Annotated in this window: 17 protein-coding genes and 1 pseudogene; all 18 read right to left on the minus strand. The window is 31.7% G+C overall.

Going from position 1 to position 19,667, the window contains the following annotated elements; genetic code table 11:
- Positions 1-239 (minus strand): cysteine peptidase family C39 domain-containing protein (locus DW033_RS19890; protein ID WP_370453720.1); only part of this gene is annotated, 239 nt, incomplete at its 3' end.
- Positions 240-347: 108 nt separating this feature from the next.
- Positions 348-1,997, minus strand: a complete 1,650-nt coding sequence (locus DW033_RS19895; protein ID WP_122383059.1) for a glycosyltransferase family 32 protein — start codon at positions 1,995-1,997, stop codon at positions 348-350.
- Between the two features lie 82 nt (positions 1,998-2,079).
- Positions 2,080-2,310, minus strand: a pseudogene (locus tag DW033_RS19900) (cysteine peptidase family C39 domain-containing protein); the annotation flags it as partial.
- A gap of 306 nt (positions 2,311-2,616) precedes the next feature.
- Positions 2,617-3,996, minus strand: coding sequence for a glycosyltransferase (locus tag DW033_RS19905; RefSeq protein WP_122140496.1), 1,380 nt, complete (start codon positions 3,994-3,996; stop codon positions 2,617-2,619).
- A 25-nt stretch (positions 3,997-4,021) separates the two neighbouring features.
- Entirely contained in the window at positions 4,022-5,260 is a 1,239-nt protein-coding gene (locus DW033_RS19910) for a TIGR04157 family glycosyltransferase (protein WP_122140497.1), read from the minus strand.
- 30 nt (positions 5,261-5,290) lie between these two features.
- On the minus strand, positions 5,291-6,139 hold the full coding sequence (locus DW033_RS19915; RefSeq protein WP_122383060.1) for a hypothetical protein: 849 nt from the start codon (positions 6,137-6,139) through the stop codon (positions 5,291-5,293).
- A 5-nt stretch (positions 6,140-6,144) separates the two neighbouring features.
- A complete protein-coding gene (locus DW033_RS19920) occupies positions 6,145-7,320 on the minus strand; it encodes a 6-bladed beta-propeller (RefSeq protein WP_122140499.1) in 1,176 nt (391 codons plus the stop codon).
- 20 nt (positions 7,321-7,340) lie between these two features.
- Positions 7,341-8,507, minus strand: a complete 1,167-nt coding sequence (locus tag DW033_RS19925; protein ID WP_122383061.1) for a TIGR04150 pseudo-rSAM protein — start codon at positions 8,505-8,507, stop codon at positions 7,341-7,343.
- Positions 8,504-9,937: a radical SAM peptide maturase gene (locus tag DW033_RS19930; protein WP_122383062.1), complete on the minus strand. Its 1,434-nt coding sequence runs from the start codon at positions 9,935-9,937 to the stop codon at positions 8,504-8,506. The genes DW033_RS19925 and DW033_RS19930 overlap by 4 nt, the downstream gene beginning before the upstream one ends.
- A 100-nt stretch (positions 9,938-10,037) precedes the next feature.
- Positions 10,038-10,217 carry a TIGR04149 family rSAM-modified RiPP gene (locus DW033_RS19935; protein WP_122140516.1) on the minus strand — a complete coding sequence of 60 codons (180 nt, stop codon included), beginning with the start codon at positions 10,215-10,217 and terminating at the stop codon, positions 10,038-10,040.
- A gap of 161 nt (positions 10,218-10,378) precedes the next feature.
- A complete protein-coding gene (locus DW033_RS19940) occupies positions 10,379-11,323 on the minus strand; it encodes a LuxR C-terminal-related transcriptional regulator (protein WP_122140517.1) in 945 nt (314 codons plus the stop codon).
- Positions 11,324-11,673: 350 nt separating this feature from the next.
- Entirely contained in the window at positions 11,674-12,114 is a 441-nt protein-coding gene (locus DW033_RS19945) for a hypothetical protein (protein WP_146334677.1), read from the minus strand.
- Between the two features lie 120 nt (positions 12,115-12,234).
- The gene (locus DW033_RS19950; protein ID WP_226766905.1) at positions 12,235-13,482 is read right to left on the minus strand and encodes a DUF4934 domain-containing protein; all 1,248 of its coding nucleotides are present in this window, start codon (positions 13,480-13,482) and stop codon (positions 12,235-12,237) included.
- 21 nt (positions 13,483-13,503) lie between these two features.
- Positions 13,504-14,202 (minus strand): glycosyltransferase family 32 protein, encoded by a 699-nt coding sequence (locus DW033_RS19955; RefSeq protein ID WP_122383065.1) that lies wholly within the window; start codon positions 14,200-14,202, stop codon positions 13,504-13,506.
- A gap of 13 nt (positions 14,203-14,215) precedes the next feature.
- Complete coding sequence (locus tag DW033_RS19960) at positions 14,216-15,382, minus strand: lanthionine synthetase LanC family protein (RefSeq protein ID WP_122140508.1); 1,167 nt, start codon at positions 15,380-15,382, stop codon at positions 14,216-14,218.
- A gap of 3 nt (positions 15,383-15,385) precedes the next feature.
- Positions 15,386-16,666, minus strand: a complete 1,281-nt coding sequence (locus DW033_RS19965; RefSeq protein WP_122383066.1) for a radical SAM protein — start codon at positions 16,664-16,666, stop codon at positions 15,386-15,388.
- Positions 16,656-17,525, minus strand: a complete 870-nt coding sequence (locus DW033_RS19970) for a thiopeptide-type bacteriocin biosynthesis protein (protein WP_122383067.1) — start codon at positions 17,523-17,525, stop codon at positions 16,656-16,658. Before DW033_RS19970 ends, DW033_RS19965 begins: the two co-directional genes overlap by 11 nt.
- Positions 17,518-19,650, minus strand: coding sequence for a lantibiotic dehydratase family protein (locus tag DW033_RS19975; RefSeq protein WP_122383068.1), 2,133 nt, complete (start codon positions 19,648-19,650; stop codon positions 17,518-17,520). The genes DW033_RS19970 and DW033_RS19975 overlap by 8 nt, the downstream gene beginning before the upstream one ends.
- Positions 19,651-19,667: the final 17 nt, after the last annotated feature.

Consider the following 19,667-nt stretch of genomic DNA (forward strand, 5'->3'; position numbering starts at 1 on the left):
ACCACGAAATGCCATTGGTTCCAGTGCAGTATGCAGGGTAGGGGACATTCCTTCTCCAGCTCCTCCACCGTGATCCGCACGCCCTGTGTTTGGAACCCGATCGCCTCCGCCGCCTCGCTGATACCCAGCATGGAGACTCCTTCCCGGGTGATGAAGGCTTTCTCCCGTAAGTTCTGGATCGAGTACACACGACCATAGAACTTGGCGATCATGCGAAGGCAGTTAGGGCCGCAATCCATGGAGTCCAGTTGGCGATATGTGGGGAAGGGTTTAAACACTTTTTACAAAGGATTAATATGACATAAATTGTTTTTCCCGATCGCTAACTCATAATTGGAGGGAGACCCTTAGCTTTTTAATTGTTCGTACCAACTGCCCAGAAAATAGTGGATGGCATAGGATCGCTCGATCTTTTCCTCCATGTCCGAGGAAACTTTTCCAGCCACCATCTCCATCACCTCATCGCGGGTTAATGGAGCCACTAAGGCAGACGGGATCAAAATGACCCGCTCCTGATAGGGACTATTCATATAAACCCGAGTAGTCATATAAGGCCCTGTGGAATCCATGATCGCTTGTGCCGCACGAACGGGATACTCCTCATTAGTGTTTGCATGAAAAACAGCATCAATCAGCTCTTTGAAATAAGGATGACCCGGTATCGTAGCCATAAACGCATTCCCAACAATATAAGGCTTGCGCTGCAAGATGCAATGTCCGGCAGGCTCCAAGCCCATGGTACATTCCACGTCCCGGAGAAGTGGATCAATCGGTTCCGTACACTCATAATCCAAATCCACATACAGGCCACCGAACGTATAAAGGATCAAGTAACGAATAGCATCCCAACGCTGCACGGCATAAGGAAATGACTCGTAAACCGGTATCAACTCAGGATAATGCATCGACAGGAACACATCGATATCCGCCTTCCTCCAAAAGCGATACTCCCAATCGGGATTCTGTTCCCGCCAGGATTTCGATATATGAAGCAAGGTATCGGATGGCCCTGCCGAATCCTCGTAGATCTGATGGATCACCCGGGGAATGGATCGACGCTCCGAGGTGTTCGTTATCTCCTCGCTCAACCGTTCCTTCAAGTAAGCCACCGCATCCTGACGCTCCTCGAAAACGCCCCGGGAATTATACTCCCGCATCTGTGAGCGCAAGTCGGCCTCCACGTCCGGACAGACGAATGTAGGATGGATGATCTCCCCGATCTCCTCGTTTGGTAAGTCCGCAAACGGGTAATCCGCAATGGGATGGGTCGCCCGGTCATAGCAACCGATATTGGAGATCAGGTTATAGTTCGGGATAACTGACAATCGATTATTGGACAAGTTGGCATAGGCATACCGGAAATCCCAACCTATATGACTGTTCCAGTTTACCAATCTGAAGTATTTGTTCCAATAAGCATGGAAAGGAGCGTGCGAGGCCAAGTGGGACAGATAGTCCAAACGCTCGAACCAATCGTATCGCTCATCGTTCAGTCGTTGGCATTGCCATGACCTTCTCCATCCGGCCCAGCCGCCTACATGTGTCAAGTTGGAGAAATAATAACTTCCGTCTCCTCGCTTATCGCCAAATTGATAATTGCTTCCTGCGATATGCCCGATGCGCTCATCCTTTCGATAATAGGCGAGCAAAGTGGAGCAAAAGCCGAAGAAAGAGGTGGAGGGAAGGCAATCATCCTCAAGCACGATTCCCTCCGGTTCCCGCTCGAAAAACCAAGAGATCGCCCGATAGCAATGCGTATCGCAACCCAAGTTCTGTTCTTGATAAAGTCGGTACACCTCACAATCCCAATCAACGGCGGAAACAACCAATCTTGCCTCCTCACACGCCTTGCATTCCAACTTATGCCTAGGCCCGTCTGCCGCTAGATAGAGCCGCTTGGGACGAACCTCCCGAATCCGTTCAAATACCTTTCGAGTGGTATTCACCCGGTTGAAGAGAATCAACAAGATAGCAGTATTTGGATTGTAGGTCAACATGGCTGTTATTTAATTTATGATTCGAACGCAATAATAGATAAAAAAAGCGAATTGACAAAATGATTTGTTTTTAAAATTTCATTTCCTTCTCCAGCTCCTCCACCGTGATCCTCACCCCTTGCGTACGGAACCCGATCGCCTCCGCCGCCTCGCTGATACCGAGCATGGAGACCCCTTCCCGTGTGATGAAGGCTTTCTCCCGTAAGTTCTGGATCGAGTACACACGACCATAGAACTTGGCGATCATACGGAGGCAGCTAGGACCACAGTCCATAGAATTCAATTGCCGATAATGAGGGAATGAACTTAGCATAAATTAAAACATTAAGATATAGACATGATCTAGTTCTTATAGATTATATATTTGATATTTGAATATATAATCCTCCTATTTGTCGCAGCTCAACCTATTCATCTGCATTTTTATCATCTTAATATCGAGTTTTGTTGGTTGCTTATCTTTTCCATATTCCGCTAACACAAAGAGGAGAATTATTGATATTGTGATTATCTATTTCATTATTCTTACGATTTAATATTAAACACTTAGGGTGATACGTTCGCTCAACGTATATCTAATTACAAAAATAGATTATTTTTTCTCAAGATTTATAGTGATTTATCTATTATTTACATAATTTCGGCACAAGCTTAGCAATAGATGTTGTTTCCCTTCTCTATCTGGTGGGGCACTTATCAAAAGGTCGAACAGTTCGCTTATTTCTGGCTCATTGATCCCTGGAGCATCCTTTTCGGATTCCAGATTCCAACTAACCCATGTTTGTCCTTCCAACTTATCCAGATCATTCTCTAGCTCATAATATAATGTGGGAAGGTGGAAAACGATCATAGTCGCCTGGTGAAAATATTTCCTGTCGGTGGTTATCACCCAGTCAACGGGTACATCCTCTATGTTCAACTGTAGATCTTCCCCATCTATCGTGTTGAATACGAGCATCACTTTTTTACCAGCCTTTATTTGGCAATCTACGCCTGCTACCCAATCAGACACACGCCAATCCGTATATTCTTTCAGACCGGCCTCTGCCTTGTAATAATAATTTCTACACCTTTGTATAGATTCCGGAATCATTTGCCCGCAATCCCTCCAAAATCGATCCAGATAGTGTTTGTGTACTATGTATGAGGAATCTTTTAGACGAGAAAGCAGCGTGAAGGTCATGGAATAAAGTCTGAAGATGTTTACATACCACCAGCTTCTCAAGTCATCGCTCGTCTCAGAGGAAACAAATTGATCAAAGAATTTAATCAATTCCTCAGTAACTCGAAATAATGATTTCAACTTTCGGGCTAGGCTTGTCGTATGCATGACCGATTCTTCGTTCTGGCGGTAATAATAAAACTCAATATCGGTGATAGCCATCCTCTCTGCTTGGCAAAGGACGATGGGACACCATAACTCATCCTCATGCATGATACCTTCCTCAAAACGGGTCTGTATTTTATGCAGATATTTCCTATTGTATATGTATCTGACGGGTGTAGGCAGATAGAAGCAAGTTTTGACTAATTCAACAAAACCTTCTTTACCGGAAAGCAATTTTTTTATTGATTCATTGGAAATACATTTAAAAGGTTTATCCATACTTCCGTCCTGATGACATAGCCACATATTTCCCATCACGACATCTGCATGATGTTTCACCGCTTCATGATATAATAAAGGTAATGATTTTTCTTTTATCCAGTCATCGCTATCTAAAAAAGCGATGTACTCTCCAGAGGCGATATCCAGGCCTGTGTTGCGAGCTGCGGATGCTCCCCCGTTCTCTTGATGAATCACCTTGATACGTTCCTCTTTTTTAGCGTATTCATCAGCAATTTCCCCTGACAAATCAGTCGAACCGTCATTAACCAAGATAATCTCCATGCGTAGATCACCTTGATTCATCAACGAGTCGATACAAACCGTCAAATATTTTTCCACGTTATATATCGGGATAATGATCGATATGTCGATTTGATTGGGCGTATTCATATAATAGTATCAGGTTAGTTGTTGGTTACTTGCATTCTTGGAATAAGGATTTATAAAATGCGATCATGTTTTTCCCGAATACCTCCGAGGAATATTTCTCCAAATACCGTTTGCGACCGTTCTTCCCGAGTCGTTTCGCTTCTTCCGGGTTCTGTAATAGGTAGACGATCTTCTGTGCTAACAGAGAGGTGTCGATCTCTACATTATCAGGAGATACTATTAATGGTACTTTCAATCCGCAAGACTCATCTACTACCTCGTTTAATCCGGATGTAGTGGTCGCTATAATGGGCAATTCATGCATCATCATCTCGACAGGGACATAACCAAATGGTTCGAATAAAGAAGGTACAACACCGGCATCGGCCAATTGATAGATCTCAAACAGCTCCTCCTTTTTCAATAGCCCAGTGAAAGTAATTTTAGTGTAAATATTTTTTGCTTCTTGAAAGGCTCTTGTGTAATCACCATTACCGGCTATTAGCAAACGGCTATTAGGATAAGCTTCTAAGACTAGATGGAACGCTTTGATCAAAGAACTCACACCCTTTATTTCGTCAATCCGACCGGCAAAAAGAATAATTTTCTCTTTAGGTCCTACGTGCCATTTCTTACGTAAAAGTTCTTTATCTACCGACATATCAACTACATCACCCAAACCATTAGGAACAACAGAAACTTTCATTGAATCAAGTCCATAATCCTGACATAGTATTTTTTTCATATAATTTGACAAGCAAATTGTATGATCCACCTGGGTATAGTACGCCCTTTCTTCTTCAAACGATTTTTTTACGTTTTCACTAAAACTATCCGGATGTTCTTCATTGAGAATATTACGTAGGCGATTCAGGTTATCAAAAACAGTAAATCCCCAGTCAGAAAAATGTGCGACAGAAATAATCTTACAATCAAAAGCTTCTTTCAGTTCGCTGACAAGACTCTCATTTTGATGATAATTCAAATGGAACACTAAATCCTTTTTGTCCTTAATATGTAATTGAAGTAAATATACAACATTACGAAAATACGACGCTCTTTGTTTTTGGCTATCTGATGTCCGTTGCTCTGGTATAGGTGAGGGAAAATGCCAATGCTCAATGTTATCTATTTTCTCCATCTGTATATATGGTTTATCAGATAGCAAATTTATTACACAAATATGTAGACTGCTATTTTTCAGAGCAAAAGTTAGTTCTCGGATATAAGTTCCGATACCAAAGACAGCTCCTCGGCGGGTTTCATTGAAGATATATAGATTCATATCAATGATATTTTTGTGATTAATAAAAGATTACAGAAGCTGCATCCATGACAGATCCGTTGAATTAAGTATGGTCAATCGCAGTAATCCTTCACCTGCATAACCAGAAAGAAGCCCCATAGTAACTGGAGGTTTCTCCATATCTAAATTAGGGATCTGTCTTAGGATATTATTAATTTCATCTTGCCAAGTCTTATGTAAATATCGGCTACTTTGAATTTTATGCGCTATGTAACCAACTGTGGAATTATCTAGATAATGAATGTTTTTGTTTACATTCCATTTACGACATTGCTCTAAAAGGCGTACACAATTCTCATAACCAGATATTTCTTGCAAGTCAAGTAAAAAGGAATATATACATGTTCGTTCTTCTGGAAGAATCTCTGATAATTTCCCTTTGATCAATTCAACAATATGCCATATACACTCTCTTGCTTGCGTGGATGATTTCTGATAAGGTAATCTCGAAATCCAGTATCGTCCATATCCCGCTAATCCACCATATAAGCTGAAATCCCGCCAAGGATCATACATCACGGCACGATACATTCTTTGATCCAAATCTTCAAAAATATTATCTTCCGCATCCAGATAATCATTCTGGATCAAATATCTGATTCCGACACCGATGCCAGCTACTCCCTTTTCATAATCAGCGCAACTATCTACATGTAGTTGATTCTGTATTTCTCCTATCAAATCCATCGCATAATCCGCAAACAACATATTTTCAGTGTATTGCGCATAGTGAAAAAGAAAAACAGCAATTCCCATTTTCCCATGAACCAATCCAGGATCTTCTGTTAACGTACCATTAAGCAATAACAGTTCTCCAATTTGCTGTAAATCTTTTTCTATAGCGATATAATAATTCATTATTGTCATTTTTTACATTTTGCAAACATAATCACCGGATTGGACTCTTCATCCAATGTAGCTGCGATCTCTTTCAGTTTGCCTTTCAATAGCCCTTTCTCGTAAGCCTCGACAAGTTCGTGAGCTTGCAATGACTGCCCGATTACGAATTCCTGATCTAAAGGCCTCGATGTCATATCGACTTCTCTTTTGCTGGTATAATCACCATTGTATATTTTAGGTATGAATACAGAATTTTCTAGCCTATCATACATCAATCCGGAAGTTGGAAACCCTCTCCCTGTTTCAAAATTAAATTCCGCTTTCAACAGGCTCATGAAATAATAACGGTCGGTAAAAACAGTTGGTATAAGAAATACTTCAGGAGGCTCCATGGTGTGTATGGAGGGGGTTCTTACGATAAGGGGGATTGTCGTATTAGCATCCGACAAATAGTGGTATATGGTATCGGATGATGTCTCCATAAGTACCCAATTTGCGTAATTTGGAATTATCTGGTACACGGTGGTTGGTACTGGAGCAGCCCAAGCCTCCCCGTCTTTTGCGACTGGGCTTTTAATTTCATCAAAAGGAATTGATATTTTCCGGGTGATACTTCCATCCTGTTTGGAAAAGATTAAATAATATGGAGGTATGGCGTTTGACGGGTTTTCCAGACTATTATCCGGTACATAAGAGATCAAATTTTCCCGGTCATAATTAAATGTATTTACATGAGATTCCGTACCTGCGGCTTTGAAACTCCTTTTAAAATTTCCGTCTAGATCATATACTGAGATTTTACTTCCGGTATAGGCTATGACAAATATTTCCTTGTTTGCTTCATCCAAAACAATTTCAGTAATACCTACATATTCCTCACCACCTTGCCCTTTCCTGTTAATCTTCTTCAAGGCTTTGCCAGTTTTTCTGTCAAAAACAAACAAATTCCCGTCGTTGGCCCAGTTGGTTATTAATATAACTTCTGCACCAATGGCCATAACTTTGCCTTGGGTAACAAACTCATCATTTGTTTCCAACGGGATGTATTCCACATCCATGAAATCCTGTAATATCAATTCCTTTTCAGGATGATTCTTTACCACATCAACTATGGCGAGTTTACTTGTTGATTGTTTATTTTCTCCGCATCCAGATATGACAATCAGGATTATTGTTACAATTGTAAATATTCTTTTCATGATAGCAAATTATGTTTGTTTTAGTTTTTTACATGGCAAAGATTTGGACACCCGATAACAATTTCATAATCGGAAGGAGGAGGGCAAAGCCACTGATAAACACAATCTGTACATGGAGCTTGAGTACGGATACGAAACCATGATTTACCTTCATCTACTTCCTTCTTGACTATTTCTTGAATGCTATGCGTGTCTATATTACCCAATGAAGGATGGTTAACATTGGCATACACATCACCATTGGGCATGATATTAAATTTTCCGAAGTCATATAAATTTACTGCCTGATTAGCGAAAATATCTTTTATAGAAATATGTGCAGACAAAATATCTTCTTTATTAATAAAAACATTGTTCTTGAAAAAGTCGATATTATCACCATTATATACAGGATGAATTTGGTATTTTTTAATTCTAAACATTTCAATTAATTGCTCAGCTTGTTGACAATCATCCTCTGATAGAACTTCAAATATGTATATATGTTGTAATCTTTTAGCATGTATTATACGTTGTAACTTATCCCATTTATCTAAATCAACAGGAAATTTGACTAAAATGCTATAAGCAAAATCTTTATTAAAAACAGATTCCAAAGATAATATATCAATATAAGTGCATACTATATTTTTGACAGTAGTATAATGATTAAAAAAGGATAATAATTTACCGTTATCTACAACTTTATTAATATTTCCAATGATATTAAAAGTTAATTTATCTGGAACCGATTGTAAAAAATGAATAAGTTTTGTTACTTCTGTTTCATTATTTACATGTATATTGATTTCAAATATATTCTTTAACGCATTTTCATATGAATAAAAATTGTGCTTTTTATAAATTTCGAATTTATTAGGAATTGTAAAATTAAAAAAAGGTAATAATTGAACCGGTCTACCATTTGATAATGAGATATCAATTATGTCTCCCATATATTTTTTTCGAAGTTCTCGAATAAAAGTATTAATGTTTTTATTATGATGCCTTTTTTCTGTCAATAAAACAACTCCGTAATTTTCTTTTTGAAGCGTTTCTTTTAACAGTTCTATGACTTCTACTTGATCTGATTCTATCGTTTCTCCATCAAGAGTATTGTACAACAATACACACTGATTAGTTAGTCCAACATACACATAAGGTTCAATCGTAAACCAATAATCTTTTTCCGCTTTTTTGTTTGTCATAATAAAATCACTGTATCTTCTAAAATATGAAAAAAGTCACTTGGGTATTTTTCTAAAAAAGAAAAAATATGATGTAATCTAGATTGAAAAGCATTTTGATCATGAAAATAATTACAAACAAACTCTTCAGTATCTAAATTCTGTAAATCTTTTATATCAAACATACATAATCCGCAATATCTATAAAGATAACAATGCTGACAGTGCTTTTTTAGATGTTTATAATAAGAATTATATTTTCGTCTAATACTAGGAATATCAATTTCTATATTTTTATTCACTTCGCCTAAAAAGTATTTATCACTAATTTTTTCGCATGGTAACAACTTATTACTAGAAGTCAAGAATATTTTTTTAGAAAAAGGAAGACATGTATTTGTTGGTAAAAATTTCTCTTCATTATAAAATAAAGAATACACATTTGATATGTAGTAATTAATAGAAAGATATTTTAAAAAGCCTGTTAAATCATTGTATGATAACAACTCATCGTGAGGTAATAGATTTGATTTATCATTTCTATATTCAGTCTCGCTTTTCCTCTTTCCATTAAACATCTGCTTAATAATGTCTTTTTTGTGTGGATTAATATCATTTGTCTTTAATTCGGCAATTCTTGGTTTTTTTGCATATCTATTGTAAATAAACTCATAGATGTCTTTTACCGAATTTCGATTGTGTAAAACAGCGTTAAATGATATATTGTTTTTAAAATAATCTGGGTATTTATCTTTTATAAAATCAATATTTTTAATTACTTTAGAAAAAGAGTTTTTATTGTTTTTTTTAATTATACGATAGCTATCATTTCCTTCATTCCCATCTAGACTGATCATTATATTAAATTTATTATCCACCAAAAAATCAATATGTTTATAGATTAAAGTTGCGTTTGTTGTCATAAGATAATCAATATCCATTTCATTGTCAGTATCTAATTGGTGTATGATTTCTACGATTCTCTTAATGAAATTAATATTTAAAAGCGGCTCTCCTCCATAAAATCCTATAGATAGTTTATCTTCTTTAGCCTTAAATTTGAATATATATTTTAATAATTTAATTGCAGAAGAAATGCTTGTTTTTTTATTTCTTATTATACTGTCAGGATCATGATATAATTCACCTTGTATACAATATGAGCAATTTAAATTGCAAGAAGTTGTAACTTCAAATAGAATTTGTTTAGTTTGTTTAATAGAGTATTCTATCATAGAATCATCTATTGAAACTTCTATATTATTAAGTTTATACTCTGAAAAGAAACCGAATTTTTTTAAATATAAATACTTCTTAGAATAGTATGAATCATCCACTAATGATTCATGAATATTTTTGAGTTTTGGATGTGCTAGCATCGAAAATCTTCGTTGGTTATCATATAGGTATACATTACCTTTCTCTGATGTATGAAAGATTGATTGTATCATAGTGATTATATATTAATCAAATATTGTCAATTGATACTCATCACACCAATTGACAATATTTTTCAAAGATAATTTAAACAATGTAGCTCATAAATATCAGTTAATAATTAGCCACAGTTCCTGTACTTGAATTGCCTCCACCACCTGTTGGATAACCATAATTTACACAAGCACAATTCGCACAAACACCACCCTTTAAAACATTCATTTCACGTTGTTCTAAATTAGTCTTTTTAAGCTGGGTCAGCTTAATTTTGCCTAAAACTTTTTTCTTTTCCATCTTATTGTAAATTAGTTTTTAATAAAACAGATATTCCAAAATGGAAATATCTAATCACACTTCAACTAGATCCATAAATTGGATTTTTTTCAAAGGTTGCATTATTAATGCGTAATGTCAATAGCAGAATCTTTTATTTTTTTTGCGTTTTACGCACAAATTTATCTTTTCACAATACCCTTCTTTATCCAATAACGAATTGTACATTCCGATATGTTTTTTCTTCTTGCAATTGAGCGGATACTTTTTCCTTCATTTAAAGCTTGCTGTATTTGGCCTATATCTCTGTTAATAACTACTTTAGAGATTGATCTATCATTTCTATCGTCATTTTGGACAAATAATTGTATATTAAGATATGAAATCCACTCTAATGTTTCGCGTGAGTTTGAAGTCTCAAATTTTCTTTTGATAGAAGCCATATGACTTTGTATGGTAGATTCGCTTACACCGAGAGTATTTCCTATGGAAAAAGAGCTTTGGCCTATTTGAGAGAGAGACAGTACTCTGGTTTCACTTTTACTTAAAGAGGGAACTGCCCGTATTTTCCAACGCTGAGTTTTGTGGTTAAATATTTGATAACATGAATATTGACTATCTCTCAGATAACATCCTATTTTCTTACAGTTTGTATATGAGATTATATCTATTAGATAAATCAATGTCAAATCTTCGTAGATGGGTATGAGTCGATGGTAAGTATATAACTCAACAGGCTCTTTTAGGAAAGAATATTTTCGTAACAACCGAAACAGGCAAAAAAAAGCTTCTGGCACAGTCCTGTTTTCTTGCAAAGATTGCATTTTTTGTGGCAAATTCTCCAAGAAAATTTTCCACAATGGCAAATCTTCAGGATGAATTACTCTAGAAAAGAAATCATATCCTAATTCCATTGCCTCTTTCACGGAATGGCCGCATAGAAAAAGATCATCTGGCTTGATATAGATAAATTGCTTTTGAACAATATCCAATACATAAAAACTATCAGTGATAATGGAAGAGAATACTTTACGACGTTGCATAGATATAGACTTTTGCTCATTGGCGATATCTATTTTTCCTCCAACATATTTGGACAAAATATCTTCAATAGTATTCTTAATCATGTTATTTTAAGTTAATTTTTTAATCTGCTTGCACAGACCGTATTGCTTCATAATCGATATAGAAGCCATTTCCCGGAAAAGAATACTTCCATATCATATAAAGTTTACCTTTTCTGATATGGAAGAATCTGCTCCCATCAACAAAGAAAGTATAGCTTCATAAAAACAAGACCTTCTAACTCCATGACCTGTGTTTTTTGTTTACAAGCTTGGACATAGCCTACTTCGCAATTTTCTGCCCTTTACTCATCTAAGTTTCCTTTTTTATATAGATACAGACGATCAATTTGCAAACTAAAAACATAAATAAATCTACTTGTGAATAAAGATTATTAAATTGTGAATCACAATCATATAATTAAGCATGTGTGCCATATTTTATTTAAAATATTTTCACAATCACATGGTTTATTCTGTAAATAACTATTTTTCATTTTCATATATAAAAAATAATCTTCCACACATATACTATTACTTTTTAAATTAGAGATTATTTTTCGATCAAGATCAGAAAGGACGTATTCAATATCTCCTCCTATATATTGTTTAAAAAATAAATAAGACATTCCCCATCCTATGCCTAATAGGCCATCAGATAAAGAAAGTGATAGATTATTAGGTATTTCAGATATTGAATCTATAATCTCAGAAGCATATTCTTCATACAATTTATTCTTACTATATCGACTATATTCATAGAAGATAATAGCTGTTCCTAATTTTCCATTAAAAAGTCCAATATTATCTAATGTTTCAACTCTTAATAATGCATACCGTAATAAATCTATCAAGTTAGAATCATATTTTAAAAAAAAGCATTTCATGTGTCCGATGAATTTAATTAATCAATACTCAATGCAAAAATAACAACAAGCTTCGTGTTTTTTTTCTTAAAATGAATCACAAATAATTCATTTTAATATAATTACAACCGGATTATCTTCTTCCGACAAATACCTAAGCTTTGATATTTCACTTGGATAATCTTTTTGTTCTGGATGTTTGTCAAACCACATTTTAATATCTTCTACAGAAGCAATCTGGACAAATTCACCTGTTGAAGTAGAACTAGAAGGTTGTAAAGGAATAAAATTATTCAAATCATCTTTAAGACCTTCCTTAAACGGACTTATTGTTGTCACTCCTTTTTTCTTATCATAAATCGCATTATAGACCTCCACATCTTCTTTATGATAAAGATTTACAACAAAGCGCAACCATAAAACGTTTTCATTCTCAAATATATCCAAAGGATAAATAGTATTTTTATTTTTTGCATTATATCTTTCATCTCTTTCCCATTTTAGTGAGCCAAAGTCAAAACACTTCACGGGCTTCAATCCAGTTAGGCCAACTTCATAAATTGTATCATTAAATAATTCTCTAAAGTATAATTTTTTATCATGATGCCAAAATACTTGTTCTGAAGGTATAAATCCACTCTGTAATCCATCTTTATAGGTTATATTTATGACTTCTCTTTCTGTATTTGGTAAATTGAAAGTTTTTATATCTTGTATATTATCCATATGAGCTGACAATTTACTTTTATCATCCCCCATAGATGGAAAATAGGATACAACTGTGGTATCTTTATAAATATATATTCTATCTGGTTTATTTGCTGTTGCAGGTAGGTGCATAACTAGTTTTTCAGAATCGAAATAATCATAATTATCAACACCATAAAAACCATCTGTAAAATCTGGATCACTTTGATTTCCAATAAATATACCATCACAATTATAGATAACATTTCTACGATTCCCCTTGGGAAAATATATTTGCGATGAAGCTTCATTAAACCAACCTAAAAGACTTATACTTCCTTCTGGATCATTACCAATATGACCAATATTACATATAAACTTACCTGTATTTTTATCAAATGTAGAACATTGTTTATCAGAGATTATGATAATTTTATCTTTGGCTAGGTATACATTTGGATTATTACCAATTAACGATTCTTCTGTTGTCTCTAATATTACATAACGAATATCATCAAAATAATCAGATGCAAAAATAGATGTAGCTTTATGATATGCATTTTCAATAGAGATTTTTTCTAAATCATCTGTGTTTTTATTGCATTTGCAAGAAAAAATAAATATACATATAAATAAAGCAGATAAATAAATAAAAACTTTTCCCCTCATAATGATATTGTTTTTAAACTGTTAATATAAAGAAATTTTTTTATCCCAACTTCCAAAAAAATAATGTGCACAATATGCTTCTTTAATTTTCTCATTAAATTTTTTTATGGAATTATGATAAATAAAATCATTAACATCATATTTGCTAACTGGAGTAACCAGTTTATATGATATTGATTTTGCACAAAAATTCTTTTTGATATATGGGAATATATTATTTATCATATTAGGTCCTGTTGAGTCCATAACACTCTTAATGGAAGATTTAGATACATCTAAATTCTTTTTTATATTTTCAATAATATAAATCCACCCTTTATTTCCTTTTTCTGATACTAAAAAAGCATTACCTATCCGTATTGGCATTAGTTTTTCAATGGGAGGTTCTTCTCCGAATCCCAATGATATATCATTCACTAACTGATTTATTGGTTTAAAGCATTCTGTGTCTAAATCAGTATAAATGCCCCCATATTTATACAAAATCATATAACGTATAATATCCCATCTTTGGACATCTCTTGGTAATGAATTATACAAGTTTTCATATTCAGGAAAACTACTTATCACAAGCTCTCTCATTTCTTTACCTGTCCATAAATGATATTCCCAATCCGGATTATTTTCTATCCAAGTTTGTGAAAGAATTTTTAAACGAATTGGGATATACTTTTCCGAGTAACCCTCCCAAACTTGATGAATAATTTTATTTGTAAACATTATATTTAATATTTTATGATAATAAAAATAAAGAATCCCATTTCTGATTATCATTATATACTATAGACATTATTACTAATAATATTCCAGATAATCCTGTTAACAGTGAAAAGTCTTTCTTTTCTGATCGCTCTCTATTCTCTATAGCCCATTCATTTATTTTTTTTATTGTCTTATCAAACCATAATTCATATCCTGACTTAAATAATAATTCTTCTGTTTCAAGATATATTCTTCTAAATATCATTGCAATACCGGAAGTCCCATGACAAATACCAAATTCTGTTAGTAAATCTTGCTCTTCAACTAACTCAATACAACTTCTAAAAATTTGTAATGATTTATTTTTCCAAATTTGATTATTTAATGCATTTCCTGCATGCCAAAGTGAAATAGCAATATCCAAATCTCCATAACACCATGCCAAGCGACGTTTAATTATTATATTATTATAATCTTTAAATATCATACTTGGGAATAAAGCAGTATTTTTCATTTCTAACTCATTAGATATAATATAATTAACGGCACCATTTATCATTTTTTTAATTTTGTGCTTATTAATGTTTAAATAATAAGATAAAGAAAGAAAAATAATAATACTAGAAATGCCATGTGATATAGATAAATTGTAACCTTTTATATCTGTATTAAAAACAAGGGATGATTCCCACTTGTAAATGTTATTATCAAAATCTTTTTCAGCATAATTATATAGAAAATCGATAAATTCTGATATATATATTCTATTTTGTTGAACATTCCACTTTAACAAAGGCAAAGCGACCCCGATCCCCCCATGCATGAAATCATAATATTTTTGTTTTATATGATTTCTCATTTCATCAATTAAGATATTTCGAGAAACTTCGTTTAAATGATTCATATTGATTTTAAAAATATCATTTTTGCAAAGAAAATATAGCATGCACATATTTCCAGCTAGTCCGCTGCTATAAGATGAAGAATTGCAATGAAATATTTTTCCTAAACCTATATTGATAGCTCTGCTGATTAAGCTATAATTAGGATTATTACCATTATACATGTTGTAATATATCAATACTAAAATCTTTCCATAAAGCCCATTGTATAAACCATATTTGTTATCTTCTATATTATCCCATATGTCATTACATATAGCTAATATACAACGATCTATTGTTCTTTGTATGTTCATATTTTATATCACATTTATTCGATCCAGTATTATATGCAATTTATCATTATCGCTTAAATTCCTCAAACAGCCACTGTTTCTATTAATATTTTCTAGACAATATTGACTGCAAATATTACATATTGGGAATATTAGACAATCTACACAATTATCATTATTATACCTTATATCCATTCGCTTTTTCATATTACTATTATAAATAATAGATCCTTCTTTATTAAGAAGTCCTTCAGAATTATCCTCTCTAAAGTCTCTTGCAGTACATTTATATATTTTACCATCATAATTAATTATTACACTATTTTCTCTATCAGCATAACAAATATCGAATGATGAATTTTGTATATTTTTATGTGGAACTCCATTGTCTGGTAAGTGCATATGTTTAACATCATGATCTTGCCAAACTCTATGATATGAAAAGCGTATCTGCTTATATTTTATGCTTTGTTCTGCATAGGTAGTAAAAATGTCTGTTACTTCTTTGAATGTTTCAAAATTATCTTTTGTATAATTGTATCGTATTATAAATTTAAATCCTTTTGATAATGCATACATTATATTTTCTATTATAATATCAAATGTACTATTCACTCTAGCCATTTTTTTTGTAGCATCATGAAACTTTCGATTACCATCAAATGTTACTTGAAATGTACAGTCATATTCATTCGTATATAATAGATTTATTATATCGGAATTTAGCAATGTTCCATTTGTCACAAAAGATAGCATCAATTTTTTATTGTACTTATTACAAACTTTTTTTGCGTATTGAATAATTTCTAATATACTGCTATTAAATTCTAATAATGGTTCTCCTCCAAAAAAAGTAATTAAAAGTTTTTCTAAATCTTTTTGTTCTACAATGTTTTTTATAAAAATAAATATTGAATTTAAAGTTTCTTTGCTTATGTGAGTATTCTTTAGGTGCTTTTCATAACAATACCAGCATTTCAAATTGCAATTCAAAGTTGGGTTTATAATCAATTCAAAAAAATGAGATTCTTTTGTTTCACTTTTTAGTTTTAATACCGCTTTTTCTTTTTCATTGTAATCTTTTGAAACTATAAATTCTTTTTCTTTTAAAATATTAAAAAAAGTAATATTTGTTGTTTTTACATCAAATAAGCTTTTGTTTAATATATCAATGTTGCTTTCTAATATAGTTACAATATTGTTTGTCAATGTATTATATAATACATATTTACTATTTTCTAGTTGAACAACACAATTATATTTGCTCCACTTAAATTCTTTATCAGAAGACGATTTATTTTCCATTTTTATTCACATTTATTATTTCCAAATAATATCTTAACAAAAAATCAGTTATAAACATTTCATATATTCTATTATCTGAACTCATCAATCTATTTATACTCATATGTATATAACTTCGCAATAGATTTAGTATTTCAAACTTATTATTCGTATTTTTATAAATAGCATTTGAGATGCTATTTAAACTCATCATTTCTTTATTTATTATTTTATTTAATGTCAACAAATTATTCTCTTTGCTTTCCAAAAATAATTTTATAATATGTCTATTTTCTGAATATTTTTTATAAAACTGTTTTCCATATATGCCTAACATTTTAAATTCTTCCTTTAATGATTGAGTGATAACTTTAAGAATTTTTATTCTATCTTCTGGTATAATATCAAAATAATAGAAATACCTATCTACGATATAAATAGCGAATAACCATCTAAAAAAATCCAACTCTTTATCTTTGTTTATTTTTTTTAATACAGAAAGTATACATGCGCTATCATAATAGAATATTGATTCAGAATCTTCAATGTATTTTGTTTTATATCTTTCAATTTCTCTTATATATGTATCATATTGAATTCTCCATACTAATTTCCTTTTAATTGCAATATTAAGTTGTTTGCTTATAATATTTAACAATTTGCACAAATATATTTTATTAATTAAATGCATTCTAATTCTTATGTGGAATCCAGTATCTACATAACGAATATAAAAATATTTATCAATATAGTTATTCTTCTTGGCCTTCCTAAATATAGGATATATATACTCAGTTAATATTTTATCTGCTATATTCTCATTCAGATATATTTTTAAATATACCCATTCACTTCCTAATATAAATATATTATTATTCATATGAATTCCTATATAAAAATGCTATATTTTCATTTATATAACACTCTCCTCTTGTATCCTTTACAATATCATAATTATCATAAAGAAACTCTTTCAAAATTAAAGTGTTTCTATTCTTTATTATTTGAATAAAAGAATCAATACTTATTTGTTTATTCCAACATATTAACAATTCATTATCAAAATCAGAATATACATTTTTTAATGGTAAAGAAAATTTATTTCTCCAAATTTCAATTTTTTCCATTGAATCTTTTATATCAATCAACTCTTGTATTTCTTTCTTTGTAAATCGCCACAATGATGGACTCAAAATCACATCACCATATATAACTCTTGGGAAAAAGATAAATTTATTAATTAGACTCCCCCAATAAAATCTTAATCCAAGTAATTTGTTTTGGCTTTGAAGATCACACAAAAATCTATAAATAGGAAGTGTGGATTCTTCGAAGTTATGAGCGTTTGTCAACATTGGAATTATTTGTTTTTTTAATTTGTTTGACCATAAAGATAAATTCCCATCGTAATCTAAAAAAATATCTATATCCATTAAATCAATAGATTCAATTCCATCTATATGATTATTTATATATGATATTTTAAAATTTCTTATATTAGGGCGCACTGTAACATTAGCCACAACTAAATTAGGTATATGTAATATTTCAGCCAAAATTTTATCCTTATTTAAATCAGTTTCTATATTAACAATGCGATTTATAATATGCTCTATTCTTTTATCAATAAAATAAAATCTTGATATTATATTAGCCGCAGATGTTCCATAAAATCCTTTTAGATTTATTGTATGTTTATTATTGATTATGTTAAAAACTACATACATTGTATCTGGTAGGTCTTTATAAGAAAATTCTTTTTTGGGAAAGTCATCTTCTTTTAGTTCTATTATGTTATCTCTGTTCTTATATGCATATACAATTTTGTTTAACAGGATATTTTCTATTCCTGAAACAGAAGAAATGGATGAGATAACATTCTCGTTTGGAAATTCTATATTTCTCAATATATCTGATTTGTTATTCTTGTTTAGGCAAGGGTATTCAATTCCAATAATAGGGTCTAACACATCCACTAATCTCACTTTGTTATTTTCAAATCTTTGATAAAATTCTTTTTTAAATTTGTCAAGATTAGGATTATTTACTTTTGAATTTATCCTATATAAAAAAGACATTGTGTCTTTCAATTTTAAAATCACCTTTTTATCAATAGTGCATTTGTTTAATTCTTTACTTATATTTATATTAAATACCCTGTTTTTTAAATATCCAACATTCAGATCATCCAATATATTTATTACATCATGGTATATTTCAAGATTATATTCACCGCTACTAAGTTGTTTTAATTTTGATTCTATTTCTTTTATTTTATTCACATATTTATAATTTATATTCTCAAGTATATCTATTATTCTTTCAAAATTATCTCCATTTATAATACTAGGTTCTAATTCGCTTATTAATATATTATTATCTATCAATCTATTAGCATAATCATAAGCTATTTCATGACTTATTCCAATATTCATCATTATGTCAACAATATTATATATTGTAATTCCATTTTTTGCTGATTTGATAACCATAGAAAGTGCATGAGAATATTTAACAGTTGAAAGTTGAGTTTGTTTTATATTACTGATATCATACTCCAAATATCTATATGCCCTATTTACTTTATAAATACTACTATTTGGATAATACTTCAATTTCAATCTTATATCTTCTTTTTTTTCAATTTCCTTTATAATTGAATATAATACACAAAAATCTAATCTTACGTTTTTGGTTATTTTATGTATTTCTAACTCTGTATTATCGCCTATATTCCCCAATGATATACCAGCAAATAATCCAAATGGTGTACATCTTGTTGACATCCTTTCAGCATACCTATACAAAGAATTCTTTATTCTGGTTTGCTTTTTATAGCTTTTATTTGATATATTTATCATTGCTGTATATAAATCTGGTGATGCCAAAAATATTGCCTCCTTAAATATCTTATCATTGATAAGATATTTAAAATCCTTTTTCTCTAGTAAATCGTAATAGAAATAAGGTGTTCTAAGTATGAATTTAGAAAGGAAATTATACATATTGTAGAATTACACTA

The sequence above is a fragment of the Parabacteroides sp. AF39-10AC genome (assembly GCF_003635405.1).
Lineage (GTDB): Bacteria > Bacteroidota > Bacteroidia > Bacteroidales > Tannerellaceae > Parabacteroides > Parabacteroides distasonis.

Bases quoted from the DNA above. Each gene is read 5' to 3' on its own strand.
- DW033_RS19895 (WP_122383059.1), bottom strand. From the start codon at position 1,997: ATGTTGACCTACAATCCAAATACTGCTATCTTGTTGATTCTCTTCAAC.
- DW033_RS19905 (WP_122140496.1), bottom strand. From the start codon at position 3,996: ATGAATACGCCCAATCAAATCGACATATCGATCATTATCCCGATATAT.
- DW033_RS19910 (WP_122140497.1), bottom strand. From the start codon at position 5,260: ATGAATCTATATATCTTCAATGAAACCCGCCGAGGAGCTGTCTTTGGT.
- DW033_RS19915 (WP_122383060.1), bottom strand. From the start codon at position 6,139: ATGAATTATTATATCGCTATAGAAAAAGATTTACAGCAAATTGGAGAA.
- DW033_RS19920 (WP_122140499.1), bottom strand. From the start codon at position 7,320: ATGAAAAGAATATTTACAATTGTAACAATAATCCTGATTGTCATATCT.
- DW033_RS19925 (WP_122383061.1), bottom strand. From the start codon at position 8,507: ATGACAAACAAAAAAGCGGAAAAAGATTATTGGTTTACGATTGAACCT.
- DW033_RS19930 (WP_122383062.1), bottom strand. From the start codon at position 9,937: ATGATACAATCAATCTTTCATACATCAGAGAAAGGTAATGTATACCTA.
- DW033_RS19935 (WP_122140516.1), bottom strand. From the start codon at position 10,217: ATGGAAAAGAAAAAAGTTTTAGGCAAAATTAAGCTGACCCAGCTTAAA.
- DW033_RS19940 (WP_122140517.1), bottom strand. From the start codon at position 11,323: ATGATTAAGAATACTATTGAAGATATTTTGTCCAAATATGTTGGAGGA.
- DW033_RS19950 (WP_226766905.1), bottom strand. From the start codon at position 13,482: ATGAGGGGAAAAGTTTTTATTTATTTATCTGCTTTATTTATATGTATA.
- DW033_RS19955 (WP_122383065.1), bottom strand. From the start codon at position 14,202: ATGTTTACAAATAAAATTATTCATCAAGTTTGGGAGGGTTACTCGGAA.
- DW033_RS19960 (WP_122140508.1), bottom strand. From the start codon at position 15,382: ATGAACATACAAAGAACAATAGATCGTTGTATATTAGCTATATGTAAT.
- DW033_RS19965 (WP_122383066.1), bottom strand. From the start codon at position 16,666: ATGGAAAATAAATCGTCTTCTGATAAAGAATTTAAGTGGAGCAAATAT.
- DW033_RS19970 (WP_122383067.1), bottom strand. From the start codon at position 17,525: ATGAATAATAATATATTTATATTAGGAAGTGAATGGGTATATTTAAAA.
- DW033_RS19975 (WP_122383068.1), bottom strand. From the start codon at position 19,650: ATGTATAATTTCCTTTCTAAATTCATACTTAGAACACCTTATTTCTAT.